7 protein-coding genes and 2 pseudogenes are annotated in these 7,953 nt (G+C 65.3%); 4 read left to right on the top strand and 5 right to left on the bottom strand.

Annotation, left to right across the window (positions count from 1 at the left end; all coding sequences use genetic code 11):
* Both JWR89_RS01940 and JWR89_RS01935 read left to right on the top strand, forming a co-directional pair.
* A pseudogene (locus JWR89_RS01940) lies at positions 1-117 on the top strand (ABC transporter substrate-binding protein); the annotation flags it as partial.
* 126 nt (positions 118-243) lie between these two features.
* Positions 244-1,884, top strand: a complete 1,641-nt coding sequence (locus JWR89_RS01935; protein ID WP_299711106.1) for a lysine--tRNA ligase — start codon at positions 244-246, stop codon at positions 1,882-1,884.
* Between the two features lie 165 nt (positions 1,885-2,049).
* On the opposite strand, the gene JWR89_RS01930 is transcribed toward JWR89_RS01935, so the two are convergent.
* The gene (locus JWR89_RS01930; RefSeq protein WP_299711103.1) at positions 2,050-2,679 is read right to left on the bottom strand and encodes a helix-turn-helix transcriptional regulator; all 630 of its coding nucleotides are present in this window, start codon (positions 2,677-2,679) and stop codon (positions 2,050-2,052) included.
* Positions 2,680-2,888: 209 nt separating this feature from the next.
* Here JWR89_RS01930 and JWR89_RS01925 point away from each other — a divergent pair, with 209 nt between their 5' ends.
* Together JWR89_RS01925 and JWR89_RS01920 are read left to right on the top strand one after the other, a co-directional pair.
* On the top strand, positions 2,889-3,236 hold the full coding sequence (locus tag JWR89_RS01925) for a DUF952 domain-containing protein (RefSeq protein WP_299711101.1): 348 nt from the start codon (positions 2,889-2,891) through the stop codon (positions 3,234-3,236).
* Positions 3,233-4,327 (top strand): quinone-dependent dihydroorotate dehydrogenase, encoded by a 1,095-nt coding sequence (locus JWR89_RS01920; protein ID WP_299711098.1) that lies wholly within the window; start codon positions 3,233-3,235, stop codon positions 4,325-4,327. The genes JWR89_RS01925 and JWR89_RS01920 overlap by 4 nt, the downstream gene beginning before the upstream one ends.
* A 103-nt stretch (positions 4,328-4,430) precedes the next feature.
* On the opposite strand, the gene JWR89_RS01915 is transcribed toward JWR89_RS01920, so the two are convergent.
* The 4 genes and pseudogenes from JWR89_RS01915 to JWR89_RS01900 all read right to left on the bottom strand — a co-directional run.
* Positions 4,431-5,687 carry an MATE family efflux transporter gene (locus JWR89_RS01915; RefSeq protein ID WP_299711109.1) on the bottom strand — a complete coding sequence of 419 codons (1,257 nt, stop codon included), beginning with the start codon at positions 5,685-5,687 and terminating at the stop codon, positions 4,431-4,433.
* A gap of 78 nt (positions 5,688-5,765) precedes the next feature.
* Positions 5,766-6,068, bottom strand: coding sequence for a DUF6460 domain-containing protein (locus JWR89_RS01910; RefSeq protein WP_299711095.1), 303 nt, complete (start codon positions 6,066-6,068; stop codon positions 5,766-5,768).
* 72 nt (positions 6,069-6,140) lie between these two features.
* Positions 6,141-7,820, bottom strand: a complete 1,680-nt coding sequence (locus JWR89_RS01905; protein WP_299711092.1) for an ATP-dependent DNA ligase — start codon at positions 7,818-7,820, stop codon at positions 6,141-6,143.
* Positions 7,817-7,953, bottom strand: a pseudogene (locus JWR89_RS01900) (DNA ligase-associated DEXH box helicase); the annotation flags it as partial. The pseudogene JWR89_RS01900 and the gene JWR89_RS01905, both read right to left, overlap by 4 nt.

The following is a 7,953-nucleotide window of genomic DNA, read 5'->3' as shown; positions in this document are numbered from 1 at the left end:
GTCCGCAAGGGCAACGATACGCTGCGCCAGGCGCTGAACTGGGCGCTGTTCCGGCTCTGGGAAAAAGGCCGCTACACCGACCTGTGGCTGCGCTACTTCTCCATCAGCCCGTTCTGAAATCACCTTGACCTGGCGGTTTGGCATTTGGTTGCGCAGCCGCTAGAGCATGGTCCCGAAACTTGGCTACCGGTTTTCGGATAAGACCATGCTCAAGCTAAAATTCCGCGGCCCGGAGGCCCATTGATGTCCACGACCGATCTTCCCAGCGCGAGCGACCTGCGCGCGCTCGCCGAACAATCCAACGCCTGGCCGTTCGAGCAGGCGAAGGCCATTGTCAACAGGCTGAAGAAGAAGCCGAAAGACGAGGTGCTGTTCGAGACCGGTTACGGTCCGTCCGGCCTGCCGCATATCGGCACCTTCGGCGAAGTGGCGCGAACCACCATGGTGCGCCACGCTTTTCGCGTGCTCACCGACGACAAGATCAAGACAAGGCTGATCGCGTTTTCCGACGACATGGACGGCTTGCGCAAAGTGCCGGACAACGTGCCGAACAAGGAGATGCTGACCGCGCATCTTGGCAAGCCGCTGTCGCGCGTTCCGGACCCGTTCGGGAGCGAGCATGGATCGTTCGGCGCCGCCAACAATGCGCGGCTGCGCGCATTCCTAGATCATTTCGGCTTCGACTACGAATTCGCCTCGTCGACCGACTACTACACTTCCGGCCGCTTCGACGCGACGCTGCTGAAGATGCTCGCAGTCTACGACAAGGTCATGGATGTGATCTTGCCCACCCTGGGCCCGGATCGCCGCGCCACTTACTCGCCGTTCCTGCCGATCAGCAAGACCACGGGCGTGGTGTTGCAGGTGCCGATGATCCGCCGCGACGTCGGCGCCGGCACGGTGACCTATGTCGATCCCGACAGCCAAGAAGAAGTCGAGACGCCGGTCACCGGCGGTAACGTCAAGTGCCAGTGGAAGGCCGACTGGGCGATGCGCTGGGCGGCGCTCGGCATCGATTACGAAATGGCCGGCAAGGACCTGATCGACTCCGTCAAACTGTCCAGCAAGATCTGTTCGGCGCTATCAGGAACCCCGCCGGAAAGCTTCATCTACGAGCTGTTCCTCGACGACAAGGGCGGCAAGATTTCCAAGTCGAAGGGCAACGGCCTGACCATCGACGAGTGGCTGCGCTACGCCTCGCCGGAATCGCTGTCGCTGTTCATGTACCGCGAGCCGAAGGCGGCGAAGCGATTGTTCTTCGACGTGATCCCGCGCAACGTCGACGAGTATCAGCAGTTCGTCGAAGGCTACGCCCGGCAGGACGGCAAGCAGCGACTGTCCAATCCGGCCTGGCATATTCATGCCGGCGATCCGCCGGTGGCGGAGATGCCGGTCACGTTCCAGCTGCTGCTGACGCTGGTATCGTCGTCCAATGCGGAAAATGCCGAGACGCTGTGGGGCTTCATCCGCCGCTACCGGCCGGGCGTATCAGCGGAAACCCATCCGCGTCTCGATGCCATGGTCGGCTATGCGATCAACTACTACCGGGATTTCGTCGCGCCGACCAAGACGTTTCGCGAGCCGACCGAGGGCGAGCGCGTGGCGCTGCAGGATCTGCGCGATGCGCTGTCGCAACTGCCGGCCGAGGCAACGCCTGAAGACATCCAGAACGCGGTCTATGAGATCGGCCGCCGCGAACCGTTCCTCGACCACAAGAAGCTGGCCAAGGACGGCCGCCCCGGCGTGTCGCTTGACTGGTTCAACATGCTGTACCAGGTGCTGCTCGGCCAGGAAAAGGGCCCGCGCTTCGGCTCGTTCGTTGCGGTGTACGGCGTGACCAATGCGATCGCGATGATCGACGGGGCGCTGGCGCGGTCAGCGTAGCGCGATGGTCCTTCTTCCTTCTCCCCTTGTGGGAGAAGGTGCCTTCGCGAAGCGAAGGCGGATGAGGGGGTGACTAGGCTCGGCGCTTGCGGCACCCCTCACTCGTCTCGACCGCTTCGCGGTCGATCCACCCTCTCCCACAAGGGGAGAGGGAAGAAGAGTTCTCTACTGGCTCGCCCAGACGATGCGCGCGATCCAGTCGATATCACCCGCCGGAAAACTGCGATCGACGTGGTTCGGGTTCAGCGACTGCAGCTCCAGCACCTTGGTGGTGCGGCGCTTCAATTCCTTGACCATCACTTCGCCGTCCTTGGTCTTGACCACGACGCGGTCGCCCTTGCGGATCTGGGCGCCGGGCGACACCACGATGATGTCGCCGTCGCGATAGGCCGGCTTCATCGAATCGCCGGAAATCTGCAGCGCGTAGGCGTGCTCGTCGTTGACCGAGGGCAGGCCGATCTCGTCCCAGCCCTTGCTGCCGGCGGGGAAGCCGGCGTCATCGAAGTAGCCGCCATGGCCGGCCTGGGCGAAGCCGAGCAGCGGCACCGACTGCACGATGCGCTTGGTGCCTTCGATCAGGTTGACGAAACTGTCGATGGTGACATTGGTCGCCGCCAGCGCTTTGGACACCGACTCCGTCGATGGCCAGCGTTGGCGGCCGTCATTGGTGATGCGCTTGGACTTGTTGAAGGTGGTGGAATCGAGCCCCGCCTTCTTGGCAAGGCCGGAGGCCGACATGCCGTTGCGTTCGGCAAGTTTGTCGAGGGCACCCCAGATCTGGGCGTGTGACAGCATGGGTTTCGAATCCCTTTGGCCCGGGAAATGCGGTCGGGCGGTGAAGTGCGGCAAAATCTAGGAATTATTGCCGTAGTTGCGCCAGTTGCGCAACGGGGTATTTGCAAAAAATAGCGGCCTTGAAGTGGGCGGACGGCGCCGATACGGTCGGCCGTAGACCTGAAAAGCGTCCGCGGCAATTTTGAACAACAAGCAGGAAGTCGGGGCGGGTGCGCACCATCTATAAAATCTGTCCCGCCTCCAACTGGCGCGAGGCCGAGCGACAGGGCACCTATCGCGGCAGCGCGGATGATGCCCGCGACGGCTTCATCCATTTTTCCACGGCGGAGCAACTCGCCGAAACCGTGAAGAAGCATTACTTCGGCCAGACCGGACTGTTCCTGATCGCGGTGGACGCCGACGCACTCGGCGACGACGCGCTGCGCTGGGAGCCCTCCCGCGGCGGCGATATGTTTCCGCATCTCTATGGCGAACTCGACCTCGGCGCCGTCACCGCGGTGCTCGACCTGCGGGCGCGTTCTGACGGCGGCCACGACCTTCCGGAGCTGCCATTGTGATCCGTGCCTTCGACGCTTTTTCCCTGCCGATGCTGCGCCTGCTCGATCCCGAGGATGCGCATCGCCTGGCGATCCGCGGGCTGCGGCTGCTGCCGCCGGCGCGGCCGCGGCCGGACGATCCAAAACTGGCGGTGCGGGCGTTCGGGCTGAACTTTCCGAACCCGATCGGCATCGCCGCCGGTTTCGACAAGAACGCCGAGGTGCCGGACGCGCTGCTGCGGCTGGGTTTCGGCTTTGCCGAGGTCGGCACCGTGACGCCGAAGCCGCAGGCTGGCAATCCGCGCCCGCGGCTGTTCCGGCTGGAGCGCGACGAGGCCGTCATCAACCGCATGGGCTTCAACAATGACGGCGCCGACGCCGCATTGCGCCGGCTCGCGGCCCGCGCCCACAACGGCGGCATCGTCGGCGTCAATGTCGGGGCCAACAAGGATTCCGTCGATCGCATCGACGACTACGTGCGGCTGATCGAAACCTTCGCGCCGGTGGCGAGCTATTTCACCGTCAATGTGTCGTCTCCGAACACGCCCGGCCTGCGCAACCTGCAGCAGGCGACGGCGCTCGACGATCTCCTGGCGCGGGTGATCGACGCCCGCGAGCGGGTGCGCAAACACGCCGGCGATTCCCCGGTGCTGCTGAAGATCGCGCCCGATCTCAGCCTCGCTGACCTCGACGACGCCGTGCATATCGCGCGGTCGCGCGGCGTCGATGGCATGATCGTCGCCAACACCACCATCGGCCGGCCGCCGACCTTGCGTGAGCAGACGCGGCAGAAGGAGCAGGGCGGGCTGTCCGGACGGCCGCTGTTCCGGCTATCGACCCGGATGGTGGCGGAGACCTATGTGCGGGCGGAAGGCGCGTTTCCGTTGATCGGCGTCGGCGGCATCGACTCCGGCGGCGCAGCGCTGACCAAGATCCGCGCCGGCGCCAGCCTGATCCAGCTCTATTCATCGCTGATCTACAAGGGCCTCGGCCTGGTCGACAGCATCAAGGCCGACCTGGTCTCGACGCTGCTGCGCACCGGCCGCGACTCGCTGTCGGAAATCGTCGGCGCCGACGCCGCCACGATCACGGCGGAAGACTGGCCGGTGTGAGCGCCGTCATTGCGAGGAGCGAAGCGACGCGGCAATCCAGCAAGCCCCACGCGCAGAAAGGGCTGGATTGATTCGTCGCAAGGGCTCCTCGCAATGACGGGGACTACCCGAACGACGCCCGCACCAGTGTCGGGTAGCGCAGCGCTTGAAATCCACCGCGCGCCAGCAGGAAGATCAGGAACGCGATCCACAGCCCGGCATTGCCGAGCGGCATGAGCAGGTAGAACGCCGCGAGATAGGTGGCGAGCGCCACCAGCATCAGGTTGCGCATGTCGCGCGCCCAGGACGCGCCGATAAAGATGCCGTCAAAGACATAGGCGAGCACGCCGCAGGCCGGCGCCAGTGCCGCCAGCCACATGAATTCGCGTGCGGCGAGGCGCACCTCCGGGCTGGTCGTGATGAGGTCGATCAGCGCATCGCCGGACACCACGAACAGCAGTGTGACGGCGAGGCCGAAGGCCGAGCTCCAGCCCAGCACGAGTTTGACGGCGCGATCGAATTCGACCCGGTTGCGGGCGCCAAAACTCTGGCCGCAGAGCTGCTCGGCGGCGTTGGCGAGGCCGTCGAGGAAGAACGATCCGATCATCAGGAAATTGTTGAGCACCGCATTGGCCGCTAGCGTCAGGTCGCCGGCACGCGCGCCCTGCGCGGTAAAGAACAGGAACGCCGCGATCAGCGCGGCGGTGCGGATCATGATGTCGCGGTTGACCGCAAACAGCCGCAGCAGCCGGGCGCGGTCGAACAGGATGTGGCGGGGCACGCGAAAATTGCCGGCCAGCAGCAGCCATACGGCGATCAGGCCGGCGGCGAAGCCGATGACTTCGGCGCTTACTGTGGCGATGGCGGCGCCGGCGACGCCCTTGCCGGCGGACAGCACGAGAAACGCCGTCAGCGCCATGTTGATGAGGTTGATGCCGACCTGCAGCGCCAGCGCGATGCCAGTACGGGCCTGGCCGACCAGCCAGCCGAGAATGACGTAATTGCCCAGCATCAGCGGCGCCGACCACAGCCGGATGAAGAAGTACTCTCGCGCAGCCGAGGTGACCGCTTCGCTGCCGCCCATGATGCCGAACACCGCAGAGGCCAGCGGCGTGCGGAGCGCAATCAGCGTCAGGCCGACGGCGGCGCCGAGCAGCAGTGCGCGCAACAGGATGGCGCGCAGTTCGACCCGGTCGCAGGCGCCGAGCGCCTGCGCGGTGAACGCCACCGTGGCCATCCGCAAAAAGCCGAACAGCCAGAAGATGCAGTCGAACGCCACCGAGGCCAGCGCCACGCCGCCCAGCAGATGCGAATCGCCGAGCCGGCCAATGGCGGCCGTGGCAACGATGCCGAGCAGCGGCGTGGTGAGATTCGCCAGCATCGCCGGACCGGCGATGGCGAAGACGCTGATGTGGCCGACGCGGAGCGGGGATGTCGCAGAGATCGAGTGCAACGGTGGCTAGCGACCGCGCGGCGCGCTGAGCATCCGCGAGATCAGCCAGATCGGCACCACGATCACGGCGCCGAGCAGGAAATAGCGCCACAGCCCGTTGATGGCGTCGAAGCCGAGGTCGTAAACCCACTGGAACAGGCGGCGAATGCTGGTGACGATGTTCCAGGGATCGAAGCCGATCGCGGCCAGCACCACGCCGACCAGGATCGACAGCAGGATCAGCCGGCCCAGCACCGCCAGCGGCGAGCCGCCGAGAAACCGCGACAGGCCGTCCTGGGTCGCCGGAACATCCCGGACATCGTTCTGCATCGTCGTCTCCTGCGCGCGAAATCGCTCGCGATCATAGCATGCCACGTCAGATGGGGAACCTGCCGGCTGCCGTCAATCACTGGCAGCGGCGGCGGGCGCAATTGTGGCCTCCGCCTTCAACATCCGCTCCAGCGTCTCCAGCCGGTCGGCCTCAGCGGGCGGCTTGTCCCAGCGCAGCCGGCTGATGCGCGGGAAGCGCATCGCCACGCCGGATTTGTGACGGGTCGACCGTGCCAGGCCTTCGAAGGCGACTTCGAGTACGAGCCCTTTGTCAGGTTCATGCGTGACGTGCCGCACCGGGCCGAATTTCTCGGTGGTGTTGCGACGAACGAAGCGGTCGATTTGCAAAAGCTCTTCATCGGTGAAGCCGAAATACGCCTTGCCGACAGGGACCAACTGGTCGCCGGTTTCGGTCGCGGTCCAGACCCCAAAGGTGTAGTCGGAATAATACGACGAGCGCTTGCCGTGGCCGCGCTGCGCATACATCAGCACGGCGTCGATGATGTGCGGGTCGCGCTTCCATTTCCACCACTGGCCCTTCGGGCGTCCCGGCAGGTAGGTGGAGTCGCGTCGCTTCAGCATCACGCCTTCGATTGCCTCGGCGTCCTCGCCGACACCGGCGCTGGCGGGATCGGCGCGCGCGGCGGTCAGCGTCTCCCAGTCGTCGAACGGGATTTGTTCGGACAGATCGATACGGGGATCGTCGAGCTGCTTGACGAATGTTTCCAGCTTGGCGCGCCGCGCTTCAAACGGCAGTTCGCGCAGGTCGGCCTCGCCGTCGCTCAGCAGGTCATAGGCGCGCAGATGGATTGGATAGTCCTTGATGAGTTTTGGCGAGACGACCTTGCGGTTCAATCGCTGCTGCAACACGTTGAACGACTGCACGCGCCCTTCGCGGAGCACCAGCAACTCGCCGTCGATCGCGCCGGGCAGCCGCAGGCTCGGCACCAGATCCGGGAAGCTTTTGGTAATGTCCTCGCCGGTACGCGAATAGAGTCGCGCGACGATGGTGCCGTGGTCGTCGAGCCCACTCACCGCCTGGATCCGGATGCCGTCCCATTTCCATTCGGCGACGAAGTCGTTGGCATCGAGGTTGGCGAAGTCGCTGTCCTCGATGGCGTGCGCCAGCATCACCGGGCGGAATGGCGCCGGATCCAGATTGACCGGTTTTTCCGCGCGACCCTCGAGCCAAGCAAACAGCTCCGGATAGGGCGGCGCCAGCCCCGGCCACATCAGCTCGACGTCGTGCGCATCCTTGTCGCCGAGCGCGGCGGCGGCCGTCTTCGCCAGCCGCGCCGACACGCCGATCCGCATGCTGCCGGTGACCAGCTTGAGCAGCGCCCAGCGCCCGGTCTCGTCGAGTTCGTCGAGCCAGCGTGTCAGTTGCGCCGGCAGTTCGGCCTTGCCGAGGGTGCGCAGCGTGGTGACGACTTCGGTGAGCGTCGGCGGCGGCGGGTTGTTGTGAGCTGCCGGCAGCTCCGACTTCGGCCACATCAGCGCCACCGTCTCGGAGAGGTCGCCGACATAGTCATACGACAGCGCGAACAATACCGGATCGGCGCGCGAGGCGATCAGGTCGCGGATCAATCCCGCCTTGGCGTGCTTGAAGGACAGCGCGCCGGTCAGCGCCCCCAGCGCATAGCCGCGGTCGGGATCATCCGTCTCGCGAAAATAGCTCGTGATCAGCCGCAGCTTGTTGTTGCGGCCGGGCTCGTAGGCGAGGCGATCGAGCAGTTCGGCGAAGCGGTTCATGCGTCCGCGCTTTCGCCGGGCGGCAACGCTTCCTCTTCTTCCTCGTCGCCATAGCCGACCAGCGCCAGCGGCCTGGCGGTCAGCCCCTTGGTCTGGCACCAGTGCACCAGCGCGTCCTCCTGGCCGTGGGTGA

Origin of the sequence: Tardiphaga sp., from assembly GCF_028290785.1 — a bacterium.
Classification (GTDB): Bacteria; Pseudomonadota; Alphaproteobacteria; order Rhizobiales; family Xanthobacteraceae; genus Tardiphaga.
Note: the sequence above shows the minus strand (reverse complement) of the source record. Positions and strands in the feature narration are given on the sequence as shown.